Source organism: Pseudonocardia nematodicida, assembly GCF_040105385.1.
GTDB classification, from domain to species: domain Bacteria; phylum Actinomycetota; class Actinomycetes; order Mycobacteriales; family Pseudonocardiaceae; genus Pseudonocardia; species Pseudonocardia nematodicida.
On sequence record NZ_JBEDNQ010000011.1, the window covers coordinates 163,629 to 189,737 of the forward strand.

Genomic DNA, 26,109 nt, shown 5'->3' on the forward strand with positions numbered 1-26,109 from the left:
CGTCCCCGGCCCCGCGTGGGGCCGCGCGAACGGAGGGAGACACCGCGGATGTCGGTCGGTTCGGCGAGCAGCGCCGTGGTCTCCGGCCGCCCCTGGCCGGTGTTCCCGGAGCCGGGCGCCGCGACGCCCCTCCGGGGCGCGACGACGACGGAGCTGATCGGGCGGGGTGCGGAGACCGCGGCTCTCGACCGCTGGTGGGCCGGGGTGGCGGACGCCGCGGGGTCCGCGCTGGTGCTGTGGGGCGAGCCGGGGATCGGCAAGACCGCACTGCTCGAGTACGCGGTGGCCGCGGCGGCCGGCGGCACCGTGCTGCGGTGCCGGGGTACCCGGACGGAGGCGGGTCTGGAGTTCGCGGCCCTGCACGAGCTGCTGTGGCCGGTGGTGGACCGGCTGGACATCCTGCCCGCCCCGCAGGCCACGGCGTTGCGTGGTGCCCTGGGGCTGGGCGGGGAGCCGGCCGCCCGCTTCCTGGTCGGCGCGGCGGTGCTCTCGCTGGTCTCCGACCTGGCCCGGCAGCGGCCCGTGCTGGTCGTGGTGGACGACGCCCAGTGGGTGGACGAGGCGACCGCGCACTGCCTGGGCTTCCTGGCGCGCCGGGTGCGGAGCGAGGCGGTCGGCGTGCTGTTCACCGGGTACGAGGACCCCGCGGCGGGCCCGTGGGAGGGGCTGCCGTCGATCGAGGTCGTGGGCCTGGCCGACGACGACGCCCGCCGCCTCGTCGACGCCGTCCTGCCGGGTGCCGACCGCGGCCTGGCCGACCACGTGATCCGGACGGCGGGGGGCAACCCGCTCGCGCTGCGCGAGCTGTGCACCCTCGATCTCCGTCCGGAACCCGGCGGGGCGCCCCGACGGCCGTTCGGGAACGGTGCGCCGCTGGGCCCACGGCTGCGGCGGGCGTTCGGCGCCCGGGTCGCCGCGATGGAGCCGTCGACCCGCGCGTTGCTGCTGCTGGCCGCGGCCGAGGACCGGGGCGCCCCGCACGTCGTGCACCACGCCGGATCCGGATGGGGCGTCGACCCGGCCGCCTGGGACCAGGTCCGGCGCTCGGGTCTGCTCCGGACCTCGGGATCCCGGGTGGAGTTCCGGCACCCGCTGATCCCGGCCGCGGTCTACGACGGTGCCGCGTTCACGGAACGGCAGGCGGCGCACCGGGCGCTCGCCGACGCGCTGCCGGAGGACGCCGCCGAGGAGCGGGCCTGGCACCTGGCTGCGGCCGCCGATGCGGCGGACGAGGACGTCGCCGCGTTGCTGGAGCGGTCGGCGGGGGAGCGCCTGCGGCACGACGCGGGACCGACGGCCATGCGTGCGTTGCGGCGGGCGGCGGAGCTGTCCCCGGCGCCCGCCGATGCCGTGCGCCGGCTGGCGGCCGGTGCCCGTGCCGCGTGGGACGCTGGGCACGCGTCGGCGGCCGGGCAGTTGCTCGACGACGCCGAGCGGCTGGGCGGCGAGGTGATCGTCGCCCGGCACAGCGGCGGGTTGCGCGGGATCCTCGAGTCCGCCCACGGCGTACCGGAGCGCGCCCACCACTACCTGACCCGCGACATGACCGCCGTGGACGGCGCCCGCTGCGCTCTGGAGCTGGGAACGACGGCGGTCCACGCGGCGTGGTCGGCCGGGCGGACCGACCTCCGGCAGCAGGCGCTGCGGCGGCTGCGGGAAGTCGACGCCCGGGTCGAGGTCGACGACGATCCCTCCCTCACCGCGCTGCTGCCGGTCCTGCGGAGCTGGTGGTCCTGCTACGACGGGACCGGCGGACCCGCACCCGCCGCGCCGGACGGGGGAGCGGACACCGTGGGCGTGCTCGGGGCGCTCACCTGGGAGCTGCTGCCACCCGCGCCCCTGGCCCAGGCCTGGGGGATCGAGGGCCCGGTGCTCGACGTGCTGCGGCTCCGGGCCGCGCGGCTGCGGCGCCGCCACGAACGCAGCGGGCTGGCGGTGGTGCTGTCCCGGACCGCGGTTCTGGACCTCGCCGCCGGCCGCTGGGGCGGCGCGATGACCGCGGCGAGCGACGGTCTGCGGCTGGCCGAGGAGGTCGGTGCGGATCATGTCGCCGCGCAGTGCCGCACCACCCTCGCCGCGCTGGCCGCAGCCCGGGGCGACCGTGCCGTCGTCGACGAGCACGCGACCCGGGTCCTGCAGGTGTCGGTCCCGCGCGGGGTGCGGGCCCTCACCGCGGAGGCCTACCTGTACCGCGGACGGGCGGCCCTGTTCGCCGGGCAGCCGCACGAGGCGCTGCACGACCTGACGGCTCTCGCCGAGCCCGGTCACGAGGCCGCCCACCCGACCTTCGCGCTGCTCGCCGCCGTGGACACCGCCGAGGCGGCCGTGCAGGCCGGGCATACCGACGTCGCCGAGTCCCGGCTCACGACGGTGTCCGCATGGGCGCAGCGCTCGGGAGCGGCCTGGGCCCGGGCGGCCGCACACCGGCTCCGGGCCCTCGTCCGGGGCGGAGCGGCGGCCGAGGACGCCTACCGGGCGGCCCTCGACGTGCCGGGCGCGGCGGACCATCCGTTCGAGCACGCCCGCACCCGGCTGCTGTACGGCGAGTGGCTGCGACGGGCGCGCCGCAGGGCCGACGCCCGGCACCAGCTCGCGGCGGCCGCCCAGGTCTTCGACCGCCTCGGTGCGGAACCCCTGCGCCGGCGGGCGCTGCGCGAGCAGGACCTGACCAACGGCCCCGTCGCCCGCAACGCGACCGGCCCGTCGGCCGAGCTGACCGCGCAGGAACTGCGCATCGCGCGGCTCGCCGCCGAGGGCCTGACCAACCGGGAGATCGCGGCGCGGCTCCTGATCAGCCCGCGCACGGTCGGCCACCACCTGGCCAACGTCTATCCCAAGCTCGGCATCACCTCCCGAGCCAGGCTCGCCCGGATCGAGTTCGCGGGCGAGCTGCGGGTCGGCGGTGCCGGCCCCGTCGGTTGACCCGGTGTCCGGTCCGGTCGATCTCGCTCACCGGAGTGCGGTGCCGATGAGCCCCTTGCGTGTGACCAGCTCGGCGAGGGCCGGCTCGTCGAGGGCACCGGTGTCCGGGGGCCGCTGGGGCAGGACCATGTACCGGGACTCGGCGCTCGCGTCCCACACGGTGATGTCGACCGAGGGGGCCAGCTCGAGCCCGAACTCCCGCAGCACCTCGCGGGGTTCGCGCACGACGCGGGCGCGGTAGGCCTCGCTCTTGTACCAGGACGGGGACGGACCGAGCAGGCTGATCGGGTAGCAGCTGCACAAGGTGCAGACGATGACGTTGTGCGTGGTCGCGCTGTTGGCGACGACCTCGAGCCGCTGCTCCTGCACCCCGCCGGCCATGGACAGGCCGAGATCGCGGATCGCGGTGTTCGCGTCCTCGAGCAGACGCCGGCGGAAGTCCCCGTCGATCCAGGCCCGCGCGACGATCCGGGCGCCGTGGGCGGGCGACCCGGTCCGGGCGTTGTCGTCGACCTTGGCGTCGATCTCGCCGGGGGCCAGTACGCCGAGGCGTTCGAGAGTCGACTCCAGGTGCCGGACCCGTGCGGCGATCGGCGCGTCGTCGTGCCTGCCGGTGCTCATGTCACGCTCCTGCGGAGTCGTCGGGGTCCGGTTCGAGGTAGCTCTCCCACAGCTCGATCACGAGGTCGTGGTCGCCCGCGCCGAAGAGCCGGGACGAGGCGAAGCGGACCTGGTACACCGTCTGCGCCTGCACGTCGAGGCCCTGTGCGCGGTCGTCGGCCAGGGGATGGTGCCCGCTCGCGGCGACGACCTCGCCGCGAGCGCCCCGGGCGTAGCGGGGCAGGCGCGTGTGGTGCGGCGGGTCGGCGTGGCGGGCGCGGACGCGGTCGCCGGGCGCGTAGCGATCAGGCACCGCCGAGCTCCTCGACACTCGCGACGCCCTTCTCCACGAGCAGCGTCGTGATCGCCCTCAACCATCGCTCGTAGTAGCTCGCGGCCAGGAACTCGGCCGGCGGGATGCGCTCGACGGCGTCGCGGAACTCGTCGAGGTTGTAGACGCCCTTGCGGACCATGAGCCCGTTGAGGGCGAAGACGTGCGCCTCCCAGTCCGCGTGGAACATCGGCTCGTCGGCTTCCTCGGTGATCAGGGGGAACCCGGTCATCCCACCGACGTCGTTGATTCGAGCCACGACCTCTCCCTACTGCCGCACGGCGATCGGGCAACCGCCCGAACGCGGCCATCGCAGTGTGCCCGAGACGGGGCGCACGGGAGCGAGCGAGACGGGACCGGGCCGTCGTGGGGTGGTCCGGTCACGCCCCCGCGGAGCTACGCATCATCACGCACCAACGAAACGATGGTTCTGTTGGTGGCAGGTTCAGTTGATCGAACCCGTAACTGGTACTGAAGTTCGGAACTAGCGAACTGATACGGTCCGTCACGTGATCGACGACGCCGTACGCTGCGGATACAGCCGTTGCCGTGCTGAGCTCCCCCCGCCGGGACCCCAGGGCGGACGCCCGCGCTCGTTCTGCCGCGACACCCGCTGGGAGGGCGGGCGCAGCTGCGCGCAGATGGCGCGCGCGGAGCGGGACGCGCTGGGCACCCTCGGGCTCGACGGGGGAGCGGGGACGTTCGCTCTCGACGCGGACCGGCTGCGCGAGCACGTGGCCGCGATGGCCGGCCCGGTCGCCGAGCTCTCCGCCGCGCTGACCGCGGTCTCCGACCGGCTCGACGAGGTACAGCGCGACGCGCTGACCGCGACGGAGCAGGCGCGCGCGGCCGCCGCGCAGGCCGACGCCGCCCGGCAGGAGGCCGACACGGCCCGGGACGCCGCGGTCCGGCGCGCCCGGGAGGCGGAAGCGGGTGCCGCGGACGCGCGCCGGGAGCGCGCCGAGGCCGTCACCCGGGCCGAGGAGTCCGCGGTCGCCGCGCTCGAGGCCACCGAAGCGCTCGGTGCCGCCCGCCAGCAGGCCGCGGACGCGGTCGCCGCGCGCGACTCGGCCGTCGAGGACGCCCGTGCCGCCCGCGACCAGGCCGCGGCCGCGGACCGGGGCCGGGAGGCCGCGGTGCTCGCCGCCCGCACGGCCGAGTACGAGCGGGACACCGCCGCGGGGCGCGCGACCGCAGCCGAGGGCGAACGCGACCGGATCGGCGGGGAGCTCGGCGGGCTGCGCGCCGAGCACGAGACGCTGCGCGCCGAGCGGGACACCCTGGCCGGGACCGTCGCCGAGCAGCGCAGCCGGCTCGACGCCGGTCAGGAACTGCTCGCCGACGCCCGCGCGACCGCGGAGCGGCTGCGCGAGCAGCACGCCGACGCGGCGGCTCTCGCCGAGCAGGCCCGCGGGGAGGCCCGGGACCTGGCCGCGCAGCTCGACCGTGTCCGTCGCGAACGTGACGATCGCACCGCCGAGCTGGATCAGCTCCGCACCGCCGGGCCGGAGGCCGGGACGGCGCCGGCCCGGTTGCACCCCGACGATCTCGCCGCGCTCGCCGCGGTCCTGCGGACGGACTGACTCCCACCCGGGGATCCGCGTGGACGGTCGGTGTCCGATCAGGACGCCCGGTCGGGCCCGAACCGGAACGCGGGGTGGCTGACCTCGGCCGTCGCGTCCCGGCGGAACCCGTCGAGGACGTCGTCGACGCCCGCCCACGCCCGGTCCGCCGGCACCGCGTCGGGGCCGAACGGTGCCAGCGCGCCGACCAGGAACCCGGCGCCCCGCCCGCGGACGGTGTCCGGCACCGCGGGGGACCGCCCCGCCGCGCCCCCGAGGTGCCGGATCCCGGTGACGACCATCGGGCCGACCCGGGACACGACCGTGTCGAGCCCGGCCGGGTCCAGGCCGGAGAGCAGCAGGTCGTCGCCGAGGTAGGCGTGCGGGAACTCCGGTTCCGCGTACACCCGGCCGCTGTCGACCGGGTCCAGCGGGGCCACCGTGTCCTGCTCGGGGAGCAGAGCCGCGCGCAGCGGCGCCAGCAGCGCGTCGGCGCGCGCCGAGCCGCCGAGCACGGTCACCCCGATCCTCAGCACCCGCCGGCCGCGCAGCGCCGGCGGCAGGAACGGCAGGTCCGGGTAGGGCACGACGCTCGCCCCCGAGGTGATCTCGTCGGGCAGGTCCGCGGTCCAGGACGCCCACGCGTGCAGTGGTTCCGGGTCACCCGGCTCGTCGGCGGGGCCGAGTACCCGGACCAGGCCGCCGCCGGTGAACCCGTCGGAGGGCAGCAGGCCGAGCTCGACGGCGGTCACGACCTCCCCCGCGACGGGGCCGGTCCCGCGCAGGCGGGCGAACGTGGCCGGATCAGAGCCGGCGTCGACCGTGCGGGGACCCTCGGCGTCGACCAGGTCGATCGACCGCAGATGATCGGCCGCCCAGCCGTCGGACCGGGCCGCGAGGCCGAGGCCGCCGCCGGACAGGTAGCCGGCGACGCCGACCGAGGGGGCGCTGCCGCTCGGTGGCCGCAGCCCGTACGGGGCGGCCGCGGCGAGGACGTCGGCCCAGCGCGCGCCCGCGCCGATGCGGGCGGTCCGGGTCGCCGGGTCGATCCGCACGCCGGCCATCCGGCCGGTGGTGAGCAGCAGCCCGCCGTCGGCGGGGGAGCGGAGCCCGTGCCCGGACGCGTGCACGGTGACGGGCAGATCGCGCTCCGCGGCGACGGCGAGCACGGCCGCGACGTCGGCGGTACCGGTCGGGACGGCCACCACCGCGGGCTGGTGGGCCAGCCCGGTCTGGAAGCTCGCCACGGACGTCGGTACCGCTGTGACGGGGCCCGTGATGCGGTCGGTCAGTACGTCGCGGATGTCGGTCGTCGTGTCCATGCCTCGAGCCTGCGCGGCGCGGAAGCAGAAGTCGAAGAGCTGGTTTGTCTCCGAGCTAGCATTGACAGTTATGGAACTGCGTCACCTGCGCTACCTCGTCGCCGTGGTGGACGAGGGCACCGTGACCGCCGCCGCGGAGAAGCTGCACGTCGCACAGCCGGGTGTGAGCGCCCAGCTCCGGCAGCTGGAACGGGAGCTGGGGGAGACCCTGCTGACCCGGGGGCCGCGCGCCGTCGTCCCCACCGAGGCCGGCCGGGCCGTCCTGCCGCACGCCCGTGCCGCGCTCGCCGCCGTCGAGGGCGCCCGGGACGCCGTCGCGTCGCTGCGCGGGCTGGTGCGCGGCCGGGTCGCGGTCGGGATGGCGTCGTCGCTGCCCGACACCGTGCTCGCCGACCCGGTGGGCGCGTTCGCCGCCGCACACCCGGGCGTCCAGATGACCCTGCGCGAGGGCACCGCCGACGAGCTGCTGTCCGGCCTGCGCGCCGGGGCCCTCGACGTCGCCGTGCTGGGACTGCCGGCCGGCCCGCCGGACGGGATCGAGTCCCGGGTCCTGACCGAGGCCCCGCTGGTCGCCGCGGTTTCCGCGGACGACCCGCTCGCCACCCGGGACTCGGTCGGACCGGCGGACCTCGCGTCCCGGCCGCTGATCTGCCTGCCGCGCGGGCACGGGCTGCGCGCGGCTCTCGACACCGCTCTGGCCGCGCACGGCATCACCGCACGGGTCGCGTTCGAGGCCGGGTCGACGACCCTGCTGCTGCGGCTGGCCGCCCGGGGCGCCGGGGTCGCCGTCGTCCCCGCGCCGGCGCCGACCGCGCCCGCGGTGCTCGCGCTGGACCACCCGCCGGTCACGGTGCCGATCGCGCCGGAGATCCGGACCCGGCTGCACGTGGCCTGGCGCGCGGGCGGCCCCGACGGCCCGGCGGGCCGGGCGCTGCTCGACACCCTCGCGGGGACGGATCCGCGATGATCGTCCATCCGGCCCGGAAACCGGCCGGATCCGACCGGAAACCGGGCCCGATCGTCGATCAGGTGCCGTGACCGCGCCCGATCGGTGCTCAGTCCAGGCAGAACTCGTTGCCCTCGGGGTCGGTCAGCACGATGTGGCCGGCGTCCAGGGGCGGGGCCGGCTCGTACCGCCGGATCCGGGTCGCCCCGAGACCGACGAGCCGGGTGCACTCGGCCTCCAGGGCGGCCATCCGCTCGTCGCCCTGCAACCCGGGTGCGGCGCGGACGTCGAGGTGCAGCCGGTTCTTCCCGGCCTTCTCCGCTCCGGCCTGCTGGAAGAACAACCGCGGCCCGGTGCCGTCCGGGTCCTGTACGGCAGACGACGAGTTCCACTGCTCCTCCGGGACACCGATCTTCGCGAGGAAGTCGTCCCACGCCGTCAGCGGATCGCCGTCCCCGGAGGCGCCGGGCGGTGCGGGGATGACGTAGCCGAGGGCGTCGCGCCAGAAGACGGACAGTGCGCGGGGGTCGTGGGCGTCGACGGTGATCTGGATGGTGCGGCTCATGGCGTTGCATCCTGACAGCGATCGCGGACGGATCCGGCCCGCGATCGGATTTCTCAGGCCCGCGGCACCGACACCAGCACCCGCACGGCCTCGGCAACCGCGGCCCGGCGCGCCACCCGCACGGCGGTGGCGATGGGACGCAACGCGTCCGACCGCGCGATGGCGGCCGAGGCGGACAGCGCCCCGCCCGGTTCGTCGCCCGCCGCCGCGCCGAGGATGGCGTCGACCTCGTCGGCCTGCTGGAGCACCCGCAGCGCCTGCGGCGGCATGCCGTCCGGCCACAGCGCGTGCGGACGGCGGCGCAGCGCGGCGGCGATCTCCTCGCGCACCCCGGGCCGGTGCCGGGCCACGCCGAGGTCGGTGAGCGCCGCCGCGGCGCTGCGCACCTGGCCGCGCAGGTCCCGCTCGGCCTCGTTCAGCGGCACGTACTCGGGGACCGGACCGCTGTCCCCGACCGCGTAGACGGTCCAGCGGACGACGCCGTCGGCGATCGCGGAGGGGACGACGCCGAACCCGGCGTCCGGGAACAGCACGCCCTCACCGGCCGTCGTCGCCTCCCGGGAGAAGCGGCCGGGGCCGGGCAGGCCGCGGACGTCGCCGGGCGCGGGCAGCACCAGGCGGGCCTGCCCGCGCGGTGCGGTGCGGCGCACGGCGGCCAGCAGCATCGCGGTCGACGTCGGCGGCGCGCCCGGGCCGGGGAGCCCGGTCCGCGTGGCGCCCTCGTCGTCGGCGGCCAGCACGTCGTGCGCCTCGGACCACGGCGCGAGCGCGTCGAGGACGTCGTCGGGGGCGGCGGACCCGGCCAGCCAGGCCGAGGCCCACACGGCCAAGGTCGCGGAGGCACTGGACACGGCGGCCAGGCTAACCGTCGATCACTGCCTGCACACCCCTGCACGTGGGTGACGCTGCGTGCCCGGCCGTACGCTGGAAGTCACAGAGCGGGAGCGGGCGTGTCGTACCGCGGTCCGGCTGCCGTGCCCGCCGATACTCGGGTCATGAGCCGGACCCACGACTACCGCGGCATGTTCGACTCCGCCGGGACCCGGACCGTCCGACGGAAGCAGGTGCCCGAGGTGCCGGCCGAGCCCGGGCTGGTCGTGGAGGACCCGGCGACCGGGTTCTGCGGCGCCGTCGTGACGATCACCGCGGCCGAGGTGACCCTGGAGGACCGGCACGGCGGACGACGGGTGTTCCCGCTGCGCCCGGCCGCGTTCCTGTACGAGGGCGCCCCGGCCACGCTGGTCCGTCCGGTCGCGAAGCCCGCCGGCGGCCGCACGCTCTCGGCGTCCGGCTCCGTGCACGTCGCGAACCTGAAGGCCCGCACCGCCCGGGCGGCCCGGATCTGGGTCGAGGGGCTGCACGACGCCGAGCTGCTCGAACGGGTCTGGGGACACGACCTGCGGGTCGAGGGCGTCGTCGTCGAACCGCTGCACGGCGTCGACGACCTGGCCGCCGCCGTCCGCGACTTCGACCCCGGCCCGCACCGGCGGCTGGGGATCCTGGTCGACCACCTCGTCGAGGGCACCAAGGAGACCCGCCAGGCCCGCGAGGCCTACCGGGCGACCCGCGCCGCACAGCAGCACGTGCTGGTCACCGGGCACCCCTACGTCGACGTCTGGCAGGCGGTGAAGCCCGAGGTCGTCGGCATCCGTGCCTGGCCGGAGATCCCGCGCGGCACGGACTGGAAGACCGGGATCTGTGCCCGGCTCGGCTGGGGCGAACCGGCCGACGGGGCGCGGCGCGTGCTGGGCGCGGTCCGCAACTACCGCGACCTGGAGACGCCCATGATCGGCGCGGTCGAGCGGCTGATCGACTTCGTCACGGCGGCCGAGGAATCCGGTCCGCGATAACGATCGGGAGACCGGGCGGCGCGTCCGCGATGCAAGCGCTCCGCCGGATGTCCGATTCCGTGGCACTCTGGTGACATGGAACTGGCACTGATCCTGCTGCTCGTCGGGGTGGTACTGGTCGGGGCCGAGGCGGCGCACGGCGAGCTCTTCCTGGCGATGCTCGGCGGGGGCGCGCTCGCCGCGGCCGCCGCCGCCGCCCTGGGACTGCCTGCGCTGGCGGTCGCCGGCGTGTTCGGCGGCGTCTCCATCGTGCTCGTGCTGGGCGTACGGCCGGCCGCGAAACGGAAACTGCAGGAACGGATGGGCACCCTGGAGCGGCACCAGGACCGCTTCATCGGATCCGCCGCACAGGTCGTCCAGCGGGTCGACGGGGCCGGGGGACAGGTGCGGATCGGCCGGGAGCTCTGGACCGCCCGGTCCATCGACGGCGAGGAGGTCCTCGAGGAGGGCGCCACCGCCACCGTGCTGCAGGTGACCGGCGCGGCCGTGCTCGTCACCGGTCGGGGGGAACTGCCTGACGCCTGATCCGATCTTGGTGAGAGGCTACGGCGAACAGCCCCGGGGAGTCCGGGGTGGACAATGAGCGCCGGTCCGCCGGCGCGCATCGAGGGGAGATCGGATGGACGGCGGTTTCATCATCGCAGTCATCCTGCTCGTGCTGGTGGTGACGGTGGTCGCGAAGTCGATCGTGATCGTGCCGCAGGAGTGGGCCTACATCATCGAGCGGCTCGGTAAGTACCACAGCACCCGGGAGGGCGGCCCCGCCATCCTGGTGCCGTTCGTGGACCGCACCCGCGAGCGGGTCGACCTGCGTGAGCAGGTCGTGTCGTTCCCGCCGCAGCCGGTGATCACGCAGGACAACCTGACCGTCAACATCGACACCGTCGTCTACTTCAAGGTGAACGACGCGAAGTCGGCGGTCTACGAGATCGCGAACTACATCGCCGGTGTCGAGCAGATCACCACGACGACCCTGCGGAACGTCGTCGGTGGCATGACGCTGGAGCAGACGCTGACCTCGCGGGACCGGATCAACACGGTGCTGCGCGGTGAGCTGGACGAGGCCACCGAGCGCTGGGGCATCCGCGTCGGCCGGGTCGAGATCAAGGCGATCGACCCGCCGCCCTCCATCCAGGAGTCGATGGAGCGGCAGATGAAGGCGGACCGCGAGAAGCGGGCCATGATCCTCAACGCCGAGGGCCAGCGGGAGTCGGCCATCCGCAGCGCCGAGGGTCAGAAGCAGTCCCAGATCCTCACCGCCGAGGGCTCGAAGCAGGCCGCGATCCTCGGTGCCGAGGCCGAGCGGCAGGCGGAGATCCTGCGGGCGCAGGGTCGCCGGGCCGCGCAGTACCTCGAGGCCCAGGGTGAGGCGAAGGCGATCGAGAAGAAGTTCGCCGCGATCAAGGCCGGCAAGCCGACGCCGGAACTGCTCGCCTACGAGTACCTGCAGACGCTGCCCGAGATGGCCAAGGGCGACGCCAGCAAGATGTGGGTCGTGCCGTCGGACTTCGGCAAGGCGCTGGAGGGCTTCACCCGGATGCTGGGCGCGCCCGGCGAGGACGGCGTCTTCCGGTTCAGCCCGAGCCCGTACGACGGCGCGGAGTCCCGTCCGGCCGACGACGACGAGTCGGTCAAGGACTGGTTCGACGTCTCGACCGACCCGGAGATCGCCAAGCAGGTCGCGGCGGCCTCCGCCGCGGCACAGGCCGAGGTCCCGCCGGTCGGCGCGGACGTGCCGCCGGTGCCGGGTGCCGAGGCCGCGGGCAACGGCGGGGGCGCGTCCCCGGCCCAGCTCGAGGCGTCCCGTGAGGTCCCCGGCCTGGACCCGTCGGCGCTGCCGAACGGTGCGCAGGAGCCGCGGGGCTGAGACCCCGGGTCCCTGTCGGGTCTCCCATGACGTGGGCCCCGGTCCGGATCACCGGACCGGGGCCCACGGTCGTCCGGGGCGCCGGCGCTCAGCCGGCCGCGGCCGCTTCCGAGCGCTCCTGGCGGTCCTTCTCGTCACGGCGGGCGGCGATCCGGGACACCCGGAACAGCGCGCTGCGCCGCGCCCGGCCCAGCGGCAGCGCCAGCTTGCCGATCCCGACGTCGACCGCGCGCACCTCGAACGCGCCGGACGACCCGATCTCGGCGAGGAGGTCGCGCTGCTCGGCGGCGATGGCCTGCGCGTGCTCGGCCGAGACCGAGCCGCGCCCGATCCGGAACGCGGCGAGGGTCTCGGGCACGCCGAGGAAGTCGCCGTACTGCAGCAACCGCATCCACAGGTCGAGGTCCATGACCAGCCGGCGGTCGCCCCGCCAGCCACCGGCCGTGACGAACTGCTCCTTACGGAACAGCACCGAGGCCGGCTCGCCGATCGGGTTCGCCCCGTTGCGGATGACCTTGCGGGCGACCTCGCTGCCGGAGTGCAGCCCGACCAGGCCGCCGCCGAGACCACGCCGCGGCACGATCACCCGGCTCTGCTCGTCGATCATGTGCCGGCGCGAGGCCAGCACCGCCAGCGACGGGTCGTCCCGCATGGGCGGGACCTGCAGCTCCAGGGCGCGCGGGTGCAGCAGGTCGTCGGCGCACACGAGCTTGACCAGCGGCGCCCGGCACAGGCCGACGGCGCGGTTCCAGTTCTCCGCCTGCGGCAGCGTCTCCCGGTTGCGCTCGACCCGGATCCGCGGGTCGCGGAACGACGTCGCGACCTCCCAGCTCGCGTCGGAGCTCCCGTTGTCCAGGATCACCAGCTCGAGATCGCGCCAGCTCTGGTCGAGGACGCTGCGGATCGTCTCGGCGAGGTAGGCCTCCCCGTCGAGCACGGGGATGCAGACGGACACGCTGGGCTGGAAGCCGCCGGGCCTCATCGGGTCACCTCACGGGAGTCGGGACGGAACGGGGTCGCCGCCCGGGCACGCTACCCCCCGCCGGTGCCGCGGCCGTCGCCGCCGGTGCCCCGCACCCGCGCGGAGATCGGCTCGGTGGAGCACCGGGAATCACCGGTCGTCCGCTCGTCGCCGGACGCTCACCGTTCGCCGGATGATCCACGGCGACTCGGCTATCCGGACGCGGACGGGTGGTCCCGATCTCCGGAGATCCACTCCGCGTCCGTACGATGATCGGTGGTGTCCGGCCGTTCGATCGTGTTCGGAGCGTGCCGCGCGCGTCGGGACGGACCCGTCCGGGTGACACACGCTGCGGTGCGTGTCACGTAACGCGAGCGGCGACGACGGAGATATGCCGTATGCCCCTTCCTGTGGGGCGAGGCATCCACCGGCTGTAGCCGGTGCTGCCGGACACGACCAGCTCGCCACCTGTGCGCGCCAGGACCGATCGATTCGGGGGAGAGACCGGTGAACAAGCGCCCTGACCGAGGACAGCATCGTCCGAGCCAACCGAGGGTGTCGGTGATCGTGCCGACACGTAACGAGGCACGGAACCTCGAGGTCGTGCTGCCGGCCGTCGCCGCGGTGCGGCCGGCCGTGCACGAGGTCGTCGTGGTCGACGGCAACTCCGTCGACGGGACGATCGAGACCGCCCAACGGGTGCTGCCCGGCGTCCGGATCGTGCGCCAGACCCGCAAGGGCAAGGGCAACGCGATGGCCTGCGGCTTCGCCGCCGCCACCGGGGACGTCGTGGTCATGTTCGACGCCGACGGCTCGGCCGACCCGGCCGAGATCCCGCGGTTCGTGCAGGCCCTCGTCGACGGCGCGGACTTCGCCAAGGGCTCCCGGTTCGCCAAGGGCGGCGGCAGCGAGGACATCACCCTGCTGCGCCGCAGCGGCAACTTCGGGCTGAACCTGGTCGCGAACACGCTGTTCGGCACCCGCTACACCGACCTCTGCTACGGCTACAACGCGTTCTGGACCGACATCCTGCCGATGCTCGAGCTCCCGGCCGTCGACATGCCGCCGCACCCGGACGGCGGGATGTACTGGGGCGACGGCTTCGAGATCGAGACCCTGCTGAACTGCCGGATCGCCGCCGCCGGGCTCGCGATCACCGAGATCCCCTCCGTCGAGAAGGAGCGGATGTTCGGCGACACGAACCTCCGGACCTTCGCCGACGGCACCCGGGTGCTGCGCACGCTGGCCGCCGAGCGCCGCCGCGCCGCCCGCGAGGAGCAGGTGACCGCGCCGGCAGCGATCACCCCGCCGGCGGGACACCCGGCGGCCCCGGGCGACGGGATCGTCGGCCACGTGCCGGCGCCGTCCGTCTCCGGCAGCACCCCGCCCGCCGCACCACGTCCGGCGTCGCGGCCCGGCCCCACCGACGCCCCGACCCTTCCGCCGTACCGGTCGCAGCCGTCGTCCGCGGGCCGTCCGGTGGCCGGGGACGGCCGTCACCAGGGCGGTCACGGTGTGCCGAACGGTGCCGGCCCCGGCCGTGCCGCCGCTCCCGGACACCAGGAGGGTCGGCGCAGCGACCAGGTCGGCGTGCGGTACGCATGGGGCGAAGAAGCGTCCTGAGCGCCTCTCCCGCGCACCGGCGCGGAGATCACGGCCGACCGGCCGGACCGTCGCCGGTGACGGAGCAGTCGCGGCCCCGCGGGGCCGCCGGAAGTCGACCGGCGTCCGTCCCACCGGACGGCCGCCGGTGATCGGAAGAAGGAGAGTGCCGCGGTGAGCACGCCGTCCGCAGCGGAGTTGACCCGGGCGAGGACCGCGCGTCGCTACGTCGCGATCCTGCTCGTGGCCGCCGGGGTCGTCGCCTGCGCGATGAACCTCGCGAACATCACGGGCGGCGCCCTGGGCGAGTTCCGGCTGCTCGTCACGATCGGCTTCCTGCTCCTCGGTCCGGGCTGGGCCGCCGCCGGCTTCCTGCGCCGGGCACCCGCCGCGCACGTCTGGCTGCTGACCCTCGGTGTCGGCACCGCGGTCACCCTGATCGGCGGCCAGATCATGGTCAGCCTGGGGATCTGGGAGCCGTCCCTGGCCCTGTTCGTGGTGACCCTGCTCAGCGTCCCGTTCCTGCTCCGCCACGCGGTGGTCGCACAGTGAGTCCGGTCGGGCCGGCGCACGCCCGCGGTACGGGCACCCCCGGTCCCGGCCCCGGCCCCGGCCCGACGCACACCCCCGGTACCGGCCCGCGCGACCCGCGGCGACCCGGTGGGCGCCCGGGCCCGCGGCACGGCCTGGCGCCCGAACCGGCGGGGACGAGCGGCCCGCGCGCCGACCCCGCGACCCGGGCACTCCCCACCGCGCGGGACGTCGAGACCGGGACCGGCGACGACGTCCCGACGCACAGACTCCCGGTCGCGCACGCCCGCACGCGCGCGATGGCCGAGCAGCGCACCGAGTACCTGCCGGCCGTCGGGCTGCGCGGTCCCGGCGAGCAGCCGCCGCTGCCCCCGACGCCCCAGCCGCCCCGTGCCGATCCCGGCGGCGCGGACGGCGGGTCCGGGGACGGGGACGGGGACGGGCCGAAGAACAGTTCGGCCGACGGCCTGGCGCTGACCCTGTGCTCCGGCTTCGGCTCGGTGGCCGGGCTGGTCGGGGTGCTGATCGCGGCGCGGATCATGCCGCAGGAGGAGGTCGGCAAGGCCTCCGAGTTCGTCTCGGCGTTCATGCTCATCGGCGGGGCCGCCCAGCTGAACCTGGGCATCGGCCTGATGCGCTGGCTGCCCGGTGCCGGACGGTTGTCGACCCGGCTCGCGTTCGGCTCACTGCTGCTGATCATGCCGCTGTCCGGCCTGCTCGGCCTGATCTACGGCGTGATCGTGCCCCGGATCGCCGAGACCGCGGGCGGCGGGAACTACTGGCTCGGCCTGGGCATCCTGGTGCTGACGTGCGCCGGCTGGGCCGTGTTCGTCGTGCACGACTTCATCATGGTCGCGGTCGGCAGGCCGTGGAACGCGGTCGTCCGCAACGGGACCTTCGCGGTGGCCCGGATCGTGTTGCTGGTGCTGCTCGGCACCTCGCTCGCGGCCGAGGCGCTGGTGCTGTCCTGGGCGATCCCCATCATGATCTGGATCGCCGCCGGCACCATCGCGATCTGGTTCATGGTGCGTCGCTTCGCCGCGTCGGGCGGACCGGGCCGGCTCCCCACCCGCACCGAGGCCGTCGCGTTCCTGGCGCCGACGGCGCTGGCCCAGGTCGGCAACGCGCTGCTCTACAACCAGGTCCCGCTGTTCGCGAACCTGCGGATGGGCAACGAGGTCGGCGCGGTCTTCTTCATCTGCTGGCAGGCGACCACCGTCGTCGACCTGGCCGCGACGTTCTTCACGAACTCGCTGGCCGTGCAGACCGCCCGCGAGCCGCACCGGGCCGAGGAGCTCGCCCGGGTGGCCCGGCGCCGGATGCTGCTGCTGTTCGTCCCGGTGCTGGGCATCGGTGCCGCGCTCGGCTACCCGGTGCTCATGCTGCTCGGCGAGGGCTACGCCGCGGGCGCCCCGGCGCTGGCCGTGCTGATGGTCGGCCTGCTGTTCCGGCTGCTCGTGGTGTTCGAGCTGGCCCGCCGTCAGGCCGACGGCGACGGCATGGGCTACGCCAAGATCCAGCTGCTGAACACCGCCCTGGTACTGGTGTTCGCGGGCTTCGTCCCGCTGCCGGAGGCGGGTACCGCCTCGGTGAGCATGACCATGATGCCGATGGTCCTCGCCTACGTCGTGTCGCAGTTGCTCTGCGCGCTGGCACTCAGATTCGTCCCGGCGTGGAGACGCCGACCACCATCGGAGGTGAAGACGTGACGTCGGAGACCCGCAGGGCGGGTGCACCCGATCCCTCCCCGCGGTCCCGCGCCGCGGGGAACGGCCCGTCGGGGCCCGCACAGGCCGGAACCGGCCGCCGTCGCCGCTACGCGGAGGACGCGGCTCCCGCGCCCGGCCCGCGCCCGGCCGGCACCCGCCCTCCCGGCGAGGCCGGTCCCGCCGAGCAGAGCCGGCCCGCCGGTGGTGCCGAGGGGAGCCGGCCCGCCGGTGGTGACGCCGCCCGCGCCCGGGTGGGTGCGGCGGCGGGACCGACCCGTGAGGCGGGCCGGCGCGCCGAGAGCCCGAGCGAGCAGACCCAGTTCGTACCGCCGCCGGGCCCGGAGTCGCCGACGTCGTTCGTCCGGATGCCGCCGCGCAGCGCGGGGGACGGCCCGCCGCCGCCCCCGGCCCCGCCCTCGGGGCCGCAGGAGCCGCTGTCGCCGCTGTGGATCTGGGCGTCGCCGGCGCTCGCGGTCCTCGCGGTGCTGCTGCTGCCGCTGGCCGCGATGACCACCGATCTCACCCAGCTCGGTGGCTGGGGCCTGGCCGCCGTGCTCAGCCCGTTCGGCTGGATCGCGCTGCTGCTGGCGATCGCCTGCTGCGTGGTCGAGCTGTGGTCGCGGCGACCGCGGATCCCGATGCTGGGCTTCGCGACCGGCGTCCTGATCCTCTGCAGCACCGGCATGCCCTCGGTCGTCCAGCCGCAGGCGCGGTTCACCACCGCCTGGCTGATCTCCGGTTTCGTCGACGCGGTCGCCGGCGACGGTGTGCCGCCGTCGGGCGTGGACGCGCGCTTCTACTGGCCGGCGTTCTTCGCGCAGTGGGCCTGGTTCCGGGACGCCGCCGGGATCGACCAGCTCGACGTGATCCTGCGCTGGTACCCGCCGGCGATCGTCGCGGTCTGGACGATCGGCGTCTACGCGCTGGCGCGCTCGATGCTGGGCGGCACCCGAGCGCCCTGGGTCGCGGCCTGGCTGTTCGTCGGGATGAACTGGATCGAGCAGGACTACTTCTCGCCGCAGGCGTCGGCGGTCGTGCTGATGCTGACCGTGCTGGTGTTCGCGCTCGGCCCGCTGGCGACCCGCCGGCAGGACAACGCGGGAGTGCCGGGGTGGCCGCGCCCGCACAAGGGGTCACCGAAACTGCCCCGCTGGCGTCGCTGGCTGAACAGCGCGCTCACACCGCCGAACCAGCCGACCCTGCCGGCCCGGCAGCTGCTGCTGATCTACTTCTGTGCCGCGCTGTGCCTGATCGCGCTGGCGCCGTCGCACCAGCTCACCCCGTTCGCGATCATCGGTCAGCTGGTGGTGCTGACGGTCGTCGGCCGGTTCCGCGGCCGGGGCCTGGTCATCATCGGGATGCTCGCGGTGCTGGTGTTCGTGCTGATCGCCGCCCGGGACTTCTGGATGACCCAGATCTCGATGATCACCGGTGGCGACCAGGACGGCGGGGCGCTGCAGTCGGGTGTCGCCGACCGGCTGGTCGGTGACACCGGTCAGATCGCGGTCAAGGCGCTGCGCGTCCTGATGCCGGGGCTGACCTGGCTGCTCGCCATCGCCGGCGCCTGGGTCTACTGGAAGCGTCGCCGCGACCTGGTGCCGATCTTCCTGGCCGCGGTGCCGATGGCGTTCGCGGCGCAGGGCTACGGCGGCGAGGTCTTCCTGCGCATCGTGCTGTTCGGCCTCCCGATCCTGACCATCCTGGCCACCGACGCGTTGCGCGCGTTCGCCCGGGTGGACCGCAAGCGGGAACGCATCCTGGCCGGCGGGATGGTGGTGTTGTTCGGGTTCCTGGTGCTGATCCGGGGTGGGAACGACGCCTACCTCGACGTCACCACCGAGGACGTCCAGATGACCCGCCAGGCCTACGCCGAGGCCCCACCGGGGGCGAAGGTGCAGCCGCTGTCGACGGTGGGCCCCTACGGGCTGACCGGCATCGGCGAGCACGAGAACATGACCAACAGCGTGCGTGGCTGCACGATCCTGGCGATGGACCCGATCCCGTGCATCGAGCAGGTGCAGCCGCAGACGGTGATGTTCTACGGCTCGATGGAGAAGCAGGGCGTCGTGCTCAACGACCAGCCGGAGGGCTGGACGCTGGCCGTCCGCGAACAGCTGATCGCATCCGGCCAGTACCGGGCGACCTACGAGAACGGGTTCAACGCGATCCTGGTCAGCACCGCACCGCCCGAGCCCGCCGAGGGCGAGGAGGCGGCCCCGCCGCCCGACCCCGCGGCCGACCCCGCTGCACCGCCGGCGACCGGGGAGGGGACCCCGTGAACGGATTCCAGCTGACCTGGCTCGCCGCGGGCGTCGTCCTGGCGCTGTTCGCCGCGCGGGCCTGGGTGGTCGAGAGCCGGCGCGATCGGCTGAGCACCCCCGGGACGGCGCAGCGCGTCCTGACCGGCGCGGTCGCGCTCAGCGTCGTCGGGCTGGCCGTCCTGCTCACCCTCAACGGCGGGCTCACGCTGGTCGACCTGATCGTCAACGGCGAGCCCGAGCTGGGCACGCCGTCGGACGTGTCGCCGATCGCGGGCCTGCCGCCCGGGGATCCGGCGGCGGATCCGGCGGCCCCGATCGCCCCGCCGGCCCCCGCGGACGGGTCGTGACCCTGGGCGGGCCGACAGCCACCGGGGAGCGGGTCCCGGGCGTCCGGGAAGTGCCGGTCGCCCTCGGAGGCTGACCCGTGACGTCGGAGGCCCGCCCGGCGGGTGCGCCCGATCCGGCCCCGGGGGGCACGGTGTCGCCCGGTGCCTGCGAGCCCGGCGCGAGCGCGAGCGAACAGACCCAGTTCGTCGAGCCGCTCCCGCCGGGTAGCGGCCCGCCGCCGGCCCCGGCCCGGGGAGCGGGGGCGCGCTCGGCGCTGTGGCCGTGGGCGTCGCCGGTACTGGCGGTACTCGCCGTGGCGCTGCTGCCCCCGGCCGCGATGACCACCGACCTCACCCGGCTCGACGGCTGGGGGCTGGCCGCGGTGCTCAGCCCGTTCGGCTGGGTCGCGGTGATCCTCGCCGTCGCGTGCTGTGTGGTCGAGCTGTGGTCGCCGCGTCCGCGGATCCCGATGCTCGGCGCCGCCACCGCCGTGCTCATCCTGTGCAGCACCGGCATGCCGTCGGTGGTGCAGCCGCAGGCCCGGTTCACCACCGCGTGGCTGATCTCCGGCTTCGTCGACGCCGTCGCGGGCCGGGGGATCCCGCCGACCGGGGTGGACGCGCGCTTCTACTGGCCGGCGTTCTTCGCGCAGTGGGCCTGGTTCCGCGACGCCGCCGGCGCCGACCAGCTGGACACGATCCTGCGCTGGTACCCGCCGGTGGTCGTCGCGGTGTGGGCGCTCGGGGTCTATGCGCTGGCCCGCTCGATGCTGGGCGGCACCCGGGCACCGTGGGCGGCCGCGTGGCTGTTCGTCGGCCTCAACTGGATCGAGCAGGACTACTTCTCCCCGCAGGCGACCGCGGTCGTGCTGATGCTGACCGTGCTGACCTTCGCGCTCGGCCCGCTGGCCACCCGCCGGGTCGACGACGCCGGGGCGCCGAACTGGCCGCGGCCACACCGCGGCGCGCCCCGGTCGCCCCGGTGGCGCCGCTGGCTGACCAGTGCGAGGACGCCGCCGAACCGGCCCACGCTGCCGCCCCGGCAGCTGCTGCTGATCTACCTCTGCGCCGCGCTGTGCCTGATCGCGCTGGCACCGGCACACCAGCTGACCCCGTACGCGATCATCGGCCAGCTCGTGGTGCTCGCCGTCGTGGGCCGCTTCCGCGGCCGCGGCCTGGTGATCGTCGCGTCCCTCGCCGTGGCCGTCTACGTGCTGATCGCCGGCCGGGACTTCTGGATGAACCAGATCGGGATGCTCACCGGCGGCGAGGGCGCGGCCGGCGCGATCGAGGCCGGGTTCTTCCAGCGGCTGCAGGGCGACGACGGCCAGATCGCGGTCAAGGTGGTGCGCGCCGTGATGCCGGTGCTGACCTGGCTGATCGCGATCGCCGGGGCCTGGGTCTACTGGAGGCGACGCCGGGACCTGGTACCGATCGCGCTGGCGGCGGTGCCGATGGGCATGGCGGCCGTGCAGAGCTACGGCGGCGAGCTGCTGTTCCGCGTCCTCCTCTACGGGCTGCCGATCCTGGTGATCCTCGGGGCGGAGGCCCTGCGGGCGTTCGTCCGGGCCGACCGCGGCCGGGAACGGCTGCTGGCGGCCGGGATGCTGGTGCTGTTCCCGTTGCTGATCGTCATCCGGGGCGGGAACGACGCCTACCTCGAGGTCACCACCGAGGACGTCGAGATGACCCGGCAGGCCTATGCCGAGACCCCGCCCGGTCTGACCGTGCAACCGCTGTCCACGGTCGGCCCGTACGCGGTGGAGGGCGTACGCGAGCACAACAACATGGCGTCGGCGGGGCAGGGCTGCGCCGTCCTCGCCCGGGACCCGCTGCGCTGCATCGCCCTGGTCGAACCGCAGACGCTGCTGTTCTACACCTCGATCGAGAAGCAGGGCGTGGTGTTGAACGGCGAGCAGCCGGGATGGACGCTCGCGATCCGGGAGCAGCTGACCGGGTCGGGGGAGTACCGGGCCACCTACGAGAACGGCTTCAACGCCGTCCTCGTGCGCACCCTGCCGCCGACCGGGGCCGACCCCGGCTGACCCGCGGCCTCCGCCCGGCTGAGGAGAGCTCAGCCGCTGTAGCCGATCGCCACGTACTTGGTCTCCAGGAACTCGTCGATCCCGACCATGCCGCCCTCGCGGCCCAGTCCGGACTCCTTGACCCCGCCGAACGGCGCGGCCGGGTTCGACACCAGCCCGGTGTTGAGCCCGATCATGCCGCTCTCCAGGTTCTCCGAGATCCGCAGCGCCTCGGTGATGTCCCGGGTGTAGACGTAGTTGACCAGGCCGAACTCGGTGGCGTTGGCCGCGGCGAGGGCCGCGTCGGCGGTGTCGACGACGGTGATCGGCGCGACCGGCCCGAAGATCTCCTCGTGGTTGAGCCGGGAGTCGGCGGGGACGTCGGTGAGCACGGTCGGCGGGTAGAAGTAGCCCGGCCCGTCCTGGGCGGTGCCACCCACGGCCACGCTCGCCCCGTTGGCGACGGCGTCGGCGACCAGGTCGGTGACCTTGTCCCGGCCCTTGGCGTCGATCAGCGGGCCGACGTTCACCCCGTCCTCGGTGCCGCGGCCGACCTTGAGGGCGCCCATCCGCGCGGCGAGCTTGGCGGTGAACTCCTCGGCGACGCCGCGCTGCACGTAGAACCGGTTCGCCGCGGTGCAGGCCTCGCCCATGTTGCGCATCTTGGCGACCATCGCGCCCTCGACGGCGGCGTCGACGTCGGCGTCGTCCAGCACGATGAACGAGGCGTTGCCGCCCAGCTCCAGCGAGGACCGCAGAACCTTGTCGGCGGCCTGTTCCAGGAGCTTCTTGCCGACCGGGGTGGAGCCGGTGAAGGAGATCTTGCGGGCCCGGCCGTCGCGGATGATCGGCTCCATCACCGCGCCGGCGTCGGTGGCGTTGAGAACGTTCAGCGCGCCGCCGGGCAGCCCGGCGTCGGCCAGCACCTGGGCGAAGGCGAGCATCGTCAGCGGGGTCTGCGGCGCCGGTTTGATGATCGACGCGCAGCCCGCGGCGATCGCTGGCGCGATCTTGCGGGTGCCCATGGCGAGCGGGAAGTTCCACGGCGTGACGAACACGCAGACCCCGACGGGCTGGCGGATCGTCAGGAACCGGGTCTGGCCGTTCGGGGCGACCTGGTAGCCGCCGGAGATGCGCACGGCCTCCTCGGCGAACCAGCGCAGGAACTCGCTGGCGTAGACGACCTCGCCCTTCGCCTCGGCCAGCGGCTTGCCCATCTCCAGGGTCATGAGCAGGGCCAGGTCGTCGGCGCGCTCGTGCAGCAGCTGGTAGGCGCGGTAGAGGATCTCGCTGCGCTGCCGAGGGGGCATCGCCGCGATCCCCGGCTGCGCGGCGTGCGCGGCGGCCAGCGCGTCCATGCCGTCGGCGGGGGAGGCGTCGGCGACCTCGGTCAGCACCTCGCCGGTGGACGGGTCCTCCACCTTCGCGGTGGCACCGTTCCCGGCGGCGCGCCATTCCCCGCCGATGAACAGTCCGGTCGGCACCCCGTCCAGCACCCTGCGCTCGTCCGCTGTGGTCGTCATGGCCGCAACGTACCCCGGTCACGCCGGGGATCACACGCCGTGCGGGCCCCCGGCCACGTGATCATCACAAGGGTCCCGATCGGTGCCGGCCGTGGCACCTGCCGGCGCCAACCCGATGATCACGCAGGGACCGGTCAGCTCTGCGGGATCTTCCGGAAGTCCCAGCTGGTGATCTTCTCCGGGCGCAGTCGCAACCAGGCGTGCCGGCCGTCGACCACGACCTGCCCGCCGGTGTAACGGTCGGCGTAGGCCTGCTCGACCCGTTCCAGTTCGGGATGCGGCTCGCCGGTGCGCGGGACCTCGCCGACCACCTCGACGGTGCCGCGCAGCTCCACGCCGCGCAGTTCGCCGTAGTCGTGCCCGGCGTCGACGACGGCGGCGATCCGCGGGTCGTTCATCAGGTCGGTCCAGCGCTGGGAGCGTGACAGCGAGGTCAGCCACAGGTTCCCGCCGTCCCAGAGGTACCAGAGCGGGGTGGCGTGCGGTCCGTGCGTGCCGTTGGTCGCGACCCGGCAGGTGCGCTCGGCGGCGAGGAACGCGTCGACCTCCTCCGGCGTCATCGCGATCCTCCGGGCGCGGCGCTGCGGCTTCGGTGCGGTCATGGGGGCACCGTAGATCGGCGCCGGACGCCGGGGGAGCATCTGTTCCCGTGTCCGATCACGTCCCGAGCCCCGGGCTCGAGAAGCTGCTCGCCGAGACCCGCCCGACGCCGTACCTGGCGCTCGACCCGCAGGTCGTGCGGGAGCGCCACCGCGAGCTCGCCGCGGCGTTCGGTGACGCGGCGGTCCTCTACGCGGTCAAGGCCTGCCCCGAGCCGGCGGTGCTGCGCGCGCTGGTCGAGTCCGGCGCCGGGTTCGACGTCGCCTCCCAGCCGGAGATCGACCTCTGTCTCGCCGCCGGCGCCGACCCGGCGCTGATCCAGCACGGCAACCCGGTGCGCGGCCCGGGCGCGGCGGCGGCCGCGGCGGCGTCCGGGGTCCGCCGGTTCGTCACCGACAGCGCCGAGGACGTCGACGCGCTCGCGGCCGAGGTGCCCGGCGCCCGGGTCCAGGTCCGGCTGAGCGTCGACGACACCGGGTCGGCGACGCCGTTCCACGGCAAGTTCGGCGCGCTACCGGACGAGGCGGTGCGGCTGCTGCGCCGGGTGGCCGACCGGGGGCTGGTCCCGGCCGGCCTCACGTTCCACGCCGGGTCGCAGCAGACCCGGCCGGAGACCTACGCCGCGGCCGTCGCCGTCGCACTGCGGGTGGCCGGGCGGGCCGGGCTGGCCCGCCCCGAGCTGGACCTGGGCGGCGGCTGGCCGGTCGCCTACCGCGGCCCCGTCGCCGGGCCGCACGCGTTCGCCGCCGCGGTACGGGCCGCGGTGGCCGGCGCCGTGGCCGCGGGGGACGTCGACGGCGCGGCCCTGCTGCTCGAGCCGGGCCGCGCGCTCGTCGCCGACGCCGGGGTGCTGCGCGCGACGGTGCTGCGGGTGTCCCGGCGCCCGGGCATCGACCACCGGCGCTGGGTGTACCTCGACGTCGGCCGCTACCAGGGGCTCGCCGAGACGGAGGGCGAGGCGATCGGCTACCCGGTCCGGGTGCCCGGGCGCACCGCTCCGGACGGTCCCGCGGTGCTGGCCGGCCCGACCTGCGACGGCGACGACGTCGTCTACCGCCGCACCCCGGTCCCGCTGCCGCTCGATCTCGCCGCCGGGGACGTCCTCGACCTGCTGTGCACCGGGGCCTACACCGCCAGCTACGCGTCGGTCGGGTTCAACGGTTTCGGGCCGCTCGAGGTGGTCGTGGCGGGCGCCTCCTGATCATCGCGCATGAGTCGTGCCACGCCGCGCCGGGAAAGGGGCGCGCGCGTGAAACGCGGCCGTTACCGTGTGCCCACGTGTCACCCTCCACCTCGCTGATCCCGCCCGCGTCGACCGCCGCCGGGGAGCTCCATCCGAGCGCCGACGGTCCGGGCGTTCCCGCGTTGCCGAGCACCGCCTCCCCGGTCGGCCGGCACGTGCTGGCCGAGCTCGGCGGCATCGACGCCGGCGTGCTCGACGACGTGGAGCGGCTGCGTGCCGACCTCGGTGCCGCGCTGACCGCGGCGGGCGCGCAGGTCCGCCAGATCGTCACCGAGCGGTTCGAGCCGCAGGGCGCGACGGTCGTCGCGGTGCTGGCCGAGTCGCACGCGTCGATCCACACCTGGCCGGAGCACGGCGGGATGCACGTCGACGTGTTCACCTGCGGGGACAGCGCCGACCCGGTGGCCGCCGTCCGGAACCTCGCCGAGCGGGTCGGTGCCACCGACACCGCGCTGCAGACCGTCGACCGCGGCGGCGCGCCGCGCACCGTCACCGAGCCGATCTCCGAGGGGCTCACCCGGCGCTGGCGGCTCGGGCGGGTGCACCACGTGGCGGACACCGGCTTCCAGAAGGTCGTCGTCGCCGACACCGCGCACGGCGTCACGCTGTTCTGCGACGACGAGCGCCAGTCCACCGAGCACACTCAGCTCACCTACCACGAGGCCCTGGTCTGGCCGGGCGCGCTGCTGGCCCGGAACCTGGACCGGGTGCTGATCGTCGGCTCGTCCGAGGGCGTCGCCTCCGAGATGGCCGTCGCCGCGGGAGCGACGCACGTCGACCACGTCGACATCGACACCGAGGCCGTCCGGATCTGCGCCGAGCACCTGCCCTACGGCTACACGCCCGAGACCCTCGCCGCCGCCGAGCGCGGCGACGGCCCGATCCGGCTGACCTACGGCGACGGCCGGCAGTTCGTGCTCGACGCGACCGAGCGGTGGGACCTGATCGTCGTCGACCTGCCCGACGAGCGGCCCGACGAGCCGGACGCACAGATCAACCGGCTCTACGACGCGGAGTTCGTGCAGGCCTGCGCGGACCGGCTCACCGACGGCGGCGTGCTGGTCTACCAGGCCGGCAGCCCCGCGGTGTGGCGCGACGCCACCCTGCGCTCGGCCTGGCAGCGGTTCGACGCGGTGTTCGGCGCGACCGGCGGGCGCGGGGTCTACATCGGATGCGAGGAGCACGAGTGGGCGTTCCTCGCCGGGGTCCGCGAGCCGATGACCGACCCCGGTGAGGTCGCGGCGACCCGGCTGGCCGGGCGCGACGTCGGGGACCCGCGTCCCGAGCAGTGGGACGAGACCAGCCTGCGCCACCGGCTCGTCGCGCCGCTGGCGCTGCGCCGGCTGACCGGCTGAGGTCGGCGC

At 75.0% G+C, this 26,109-nt stretch carries 23 protein-coding genes; 14 read left to right on the forward strand and 9 right to left on the reverse strand.

Annotation, left to right across the window (positions count from 1 at the left end; genetic code table 11):
- The first annotated feature begins 48 nt into the window (after nucleotides 1–48).
- Nucleotides 49–2,922, forward strand: coding sequence for a helix-turn-helix transcriptional regulator (locus WIS52_RS24545; protein WP_349300720.1), 2,874 nt, complete (start codon nucleotides 49–51; stop codon nucleotides 2,920–2,922).
- 27 nt (nucleotides 2,923–2,949) lie between these two features.
- Here the strand turns inward: WIS52_RS24545 and WIS52_RS24550 are convergent, their stop codons facing one another.
- The 3 genes from WIS52_RS24550 to WIS52_RS24560 are packed head-to-tail and all read right to left on the reverse strand — an operon-like array spanning nucleotide 2,950 to nucleotide 4,112.
- Entirely contained in the window at nucleotides 2,950–3,543 is a 594-nt protein-coding gene (locus WIS52_RS24550) for a nitrile hydratase subunit alpha (protein ID WP_349300721.1), read from the reverse strand.
- 1 nt (nucleotide 3,544) lies between these two features.
- Nucleotides 3,545–3,835 carry an SH3-like domain-containing protein gene (locus tag WIS52_RS24555; protein WP_349300722.1) on the reverse strand — a complete coding sequence of 97 codons (291 nt, stop codon included), beginning with the start codon at nucleotides 3,833–3,835 and terminating at the stop codon, nucleotides 3,545–3,547.
- Nucleotides 3,828–4,112 (reverse strand): hypothetical protein, encoded by a 285-nt coding sequence (locus tag WIS52_RS24560; protein WP_349300723.1) that lies wholly within the window; start codon nucleotides 4,110–4,112, stop codon nucleotides 3,828–3,830. Before WIS52_RS24560 ends, WIS52_RS24555 begins: the two co-directional genes overlap by 8 nt.
- 250 nt (nucleotides 4,113–4,362) lie before the next feature.
- Between WIS52_RS24560 and WIS52_RS24565 the strand changes: the two genes are divergently transcribed.
- Complete coding sequence (locus WIS52_RS24565) at nucleotides 4,363–5,436, forward strand: coiled-coil domain-containing protein (protein WP_349300724.1); 1,074 nt, start codon at nucleotides 4,363–4,365, stop codon at nucleotides 5,434–5,436.
- A gap of 38 nt (nucleotides 5,437–5,474) precedes the next feature.
- Here WIS52_RS24565 and WIS52_RS24570 read toward each other — a convergent pair whose 3' ends face one another.
- A complete protein-coding gene (locus WIS52_RS24570; protein WP_349300725.1) occupies nucleotides 5,475–6,737 on the reverse strand; it encodes an FAD-binding oxidoreductase in 1,263 nt (420 codons plus the stop codon).
- A 70-nt stretch (nucleotides 6,738–6,807) separates the two neighbouring features.
- Between WIS52_RS24570 and WIS52_RS24575 the strand changes: the two genes are divergently transcribed.
- Complete coding sequence (locus WIS52_RS24575) at nucleotides 6,808–7,704, forward strand: LysR family transcriptional regulator (protein ID WP_349300726.1); 897 nt, start codon at nucleotides 6,808–6,810, stop codon at nucleotides 7,702–7,704.
- Between the two features lie 88 nt (nucleotides 7,705–7,792).
- On the opposite strand, the gene WIS52_RS24580 is transcribed toward WIS52_RS24575, so the two are convergent.
- Both WIS52_RS24580 and WIS52_RS24585 read right to left on the reverse strand, forming a co-directional pair.
- Nucleotides 7,793–8,248, reverse strand: coding sequence for a VOC family protein (locus tag WIS52_RS24580; RefSeq protein ID WP_349300727.1), 456 nt, complete (start codon nucleotides 8,246–8,248; stop codon nucleotides 7,793–7,795).
- 53 nt (nucleotides 8,249–8,301) lie between these two features.
- Nucleotides 8,302–9,099: a hypothetical protein gene (locus WIS52_RS24585; protein ID WP_349300728.1), complete on the reverse strand. Its 798-nt coding sequence runs from the start codon at nucleotides 9,097–9,099 to the stop codon at nucleotides 8,302–8,304.
- A 144-nt stretch (nucleotides 9,100–9,243) separates the two neighbouring features.
- Here WIS52_RS24585 and WIS52_RS24590 point away from each other — a divergent pair, with 144 nt between their 5' ends.
- From WIS52_RS24590 to WIS52_RS24600, 3 genes are all read left to right on the forward strand, one after another.
- Nucleotides 9,244–10,098: a DUF3097 domain-containing protein gene (locus WIS52_RS24590; protein ID WP_349300729.1), complete on the forward strand. Its 855-nt coding sequence runs from the start codon at nucleotides 9,244–9,246 to the stop codon at nucleotides 10,096–10,098.
- Between the two features lie 75 nt (nucleotides 10,099–10,173).
- On the forward strand, nucleotides 10,174–10,623 hold the full coding sequence (locus WIS52_RS24595) for an NfeD family protein (RefSeq protein WP_349300730.1): 450 nt from the start codon (nucleotides 10,174–10,176) through the stop codon (nucleotides 10,621–10,623).
- A 94-nt stretch (nucleotides 10,624–10,717) separates the two neighbouring features.
- Nucleotides 10,718–11,965 (forward strand): SPFH domain-containing protein, encoded by a 1,248-nt coding sequence (locus WIS52_RS24600; RefSeq protein WP_349300731.1) that lies wholly within the window; start codon nucleotides 10,718–10,720, stop codon nucleotides 11,963–11,965.
- A gap of 88 nt (nucleotides 11,966–12,053) precedes the next feature.
- Here WIS52_RS24600 and WIS52_RS24605 read toward each other — a convergent pair whose 3' ends face one another.
- A complete protein-coding gene (locus WIS52_RS24605) occupies nucleotides 12,054–12,947 on the reverse strand; it encodes a glycosyltransferase family 2 protein (protein ID WP_349300732.1) in 894 nt (297 codons plus the stop codon).
- 534 nt (nucleotides 12,948–13,481) lie between these two features.
- Here WIS52_RS24605 and WIS52_RS24610 point away from each other — a divergent pair.
- From WIS52_RS24610 to WIS52_RS24635, 6 genes are all read left to right on the forward strand, one after another.
- A complete protein-coding gene (locus WIS52_RS24610) occupies nucleotides 13,482–14,549 on the forward strand; it encodes a glycosyltransferase family 2 protein (protein WP_349300733.1) in 1,068 nt (355 codons plus the stop codon).
- Between the two features lie 153 nt (nucleotides 14,550–14,702).
- Nucleotides 14,703–15,080 (forward strand): hypothetical protein, encoded by a 378-nt coding sequence (locus WIS52_RS24615; protein WP_349300734.1) that lies wholly within the window; start codon nucleotides 14,703–14,705, stop codon nucleotides 15,078–15,080.
- A complete protein-coding gene (locus WIS52_RS24620; RefSeq protein WP_349300735.1) occupies nucleotides 15,077–16,768 on the forward strand; it encodes a lipopolysaccharide biosynthesis protein in 1,692 nt (563 codons plus the stop codon). The genes WIS52_RS24615 and WIS52_RS24620 overlap by 4 nt, the downstream gene beginning before the upstream one ends.
- Nucleotides 16,765–19,047 carry a hypothetical protein gene (locus tag WIS52_RS24625; RefSeq protein ID WP_349300736.1) on the forward strand — a complete coding sequence of 761 codons (2,283 nt, stop codon included), beginning with the start codon at nucleotides 16,765–16,767 and terminating at the stop codon, nucleotides 19,045–19,047. The genes WIS52_RS24620 and WIS52_RS24625 overlap by 4 nt, the downstream gene beginning before the upstream one ends.
- Entirely contained in the window at nucleotides 19,044–19,376 is a 333-nt protein-coding gene (locus tag WIS52_RS24630; RefSeq protein ID WP_349300737.1) for a hypothetical protein, read from the forward strand. Before WIS52_RS24625 ends, WIS52_RS24630 begins: the two co-directional genes overlap by 4 nt.
- A gap of 77 nt (nucleotides 19,377–19,453) precedes the next feature.
- Nucleotides 19,454–21,400 carry a hypothetical protein gene (locus WIS52_RS24635; protein WP_349300738.1) on the forward strand — a complete coding sequence of 649 codons (1,947 nt, stop codon included), beginning with the start codon at nucleotides 19,454–19,456 and terminating at the stop codon, nucleotides 21,398–21,400.
- A 29-nt stretch (nucleotides 21,401–21,429) separates the two neighbouring features.
- Here the strand turns inward: WIS52_RS24635 and WIS52_RS24640 are convergent, their stop codons facing one another.
- Together WIS52_RS24640 and WIS52_RS24645 are read right to left on the reverse strand one after the other, a co-directional pair.
- Complete coding sequence (locus WIS52_RS24640) at nucleotides 21,430–22,902, reverse strand: NAD-dependent succinate-semialdehyde dehydrogenase (protein ID WP_349300739.1); 1,473 nt, start codon at nucleotides 22,900–22,902, stop codon at nucleotides 21,430–21,432.
- Between the two features lie 134 nt (nucleotides 22,903–23,036).
- On the reverse strand, nucleotides 23,037–23,504 hold the full coding sequence (locus WIS52_RS24645; RefSeq protein WP_349300740.1) for a pyridoxamine 5'-phosphate oxidase family protein: 468 nt from the start codon (nucleotides 23,502–23,504) through the stop codon (nucleotides 23,037–23,039).
- Between the two features lie 47 nt (nucleotides 23,505–23,551).
- Between WIS52_RS24645 and WIS52_RS24650 the strand changes: the two genes are divergently transcribed.
- Nucleotides 23,552–24,703 carry a type III PLP-dependent enzyme domain-containing protein gene (locus WIS52_RS24650; RefSeq protein ID WP_349300741.1) on the forward strand — a complete coding sequence of 384 codons (1,152 nt, stop codon included), beginning with the start codon at nucleotides 23,552–23,554 and terminating at the stop codon, nucleotides 24,701–24,703.
- A gap of 77 nt (nucleotides 24,704–24,780) precedes the next feature.
- Entirely contained in the window at nucleotides 24,781–26,100 is a 1,320-nt protein-coding gene (speD, locus tag WIS52_RS24655) for an adenosylmethionine decarboxylase (protein ID WP_349300742.1), read from the forward strand.
- Nucleotides 26,101–26,109: the final 9 nt, after the last annotated feature.

Excerpts from the sequence above, each read along its gene's own strand:
- WIS52_RS24545 (WP_349300720.1), top strand. The coding sequence starts at position 49 with ATGTCGGTCGGTTCGGCGAGCAGCGCCGTGGTCTCCGGCCGCCCCTGG.
- WIS52_RS24550 (WP_349300721.1), bottom strand. The coding sequence starts at position 3,543 with ATGAGCACCGGCAGGCACGACGACGCGCCGATCGCCGCACGGGTCCGG.
- WIS52_RS24570 (WP_349300725.1), bottom strand. The coding sequence starts at position 6,737 with ATGGACACGACGACCGACATCCGCGACGTACTGACCGACCGCATCACG.
- WIS52_RS24575 (WP_349300726.1), top strand. The coding sequence starts at position 6,808 with ATGGAACTGCGTCACCTGCGCTACCTCGTCGCCGTGGTGGACGAGGGC.
- WIS52_RS24580 (WP_349300727.1), bottom strand. The coding sequence starts at position 8,248 with ATGAGCCGCACCATCCAGATCACCGTCGACGCCCACGACCCCCGCGCA.
- WIS52_RS24590 (WP_349300729.1), top strand. The coding sequence starts at position 9,244 with ATGAGCCGGACCCACGACTACCGCGGCATGTTCGACTCCGCCGGGACC.
- WIS52_RS24595 (WP_349300730.1), top strand. The coding sequence starts at position 10,174 with ATGGAACTGGCACTGATCCTGCTGCTCGTCGGGGTGGTACTGGTCGGG.
- WIS52_RS24600 (WP_349300731.1), top strand. The coding sequence starts at position 10,718 with ATGGACGGCGGTTTCATCATCGCAGTCATCCTGCTCGTGCTGGTGGTG.
- WIS52_RS24605 (WP_349300732.1), bottom strand. The coding sequence starts at position 12,947 with ATGAGGCCCGGCGGCTTCCAGCCCAGCGTGTCCGTCTGCATCCCCGTG.
- WIS52_RS24640 (WP_349300739.1), bottom strand. The coding sequence starts at position 22,902 with ATGACGACCACAGCGGACGAGCGCAGGGTGCTGGACGGGGTGCCGACC.
- WIS52_RS24645 (WP_349300740.1), bottom strand. The coding sequence starts at position 23,504 with ATGACCGCACCGAAGCCGCAGCGCCGCGCCCGGAGGATCGCGATGACG.